1 protein-coding gene is annotated in these 293 nt (G+C 42.7%); it reads right to left on the bottom strand.

The window, feature by feature from the left end:
- The coding region (locus tag ACNKXV_RS14345; protein WP_417908388.1) for an alpha/beta fold hydrolase at positions 1-293 on the bottom strand (293 nt) is incomplete at both ends.

Here is a 293-nt window from a genome sequence, read left to right on the forward strand (position 1 = left end):
GAAAAAGCGCTGAGGTTTGAATATGACCCTTTTGAAAAATGGATGAAAATAATTCGGATAGCTACTCATACTGTACCAAAGACCTGTTTTGATCCCGTCAGGAGCGATGAGGGTTAAACTTTTCACCTGCTCACTGAATAACTCAAAGGTTAAATGGGAAAATTTCCCTCCCATGCTGTAACCGATCAGGTGAAAGCCTTGAAAGTCCTCCTGTACTTGTAGGCCTTCGATCAACTCTTGCCAGATAGACTTGGTTAAAATTCTGGCAGAACTTGCCCATTGGCTTCCTCCAT

Source organism: Christiangramia aquimixticola (genome assembly GCF_048285835.1).
Taxonomy (GTDB): Bacteria; Bacteroidota; Bacteroidia; order Flavobacteriales; family Flavobacteriaceae; genus Christiangramia; species Christiangramia aquimixticola.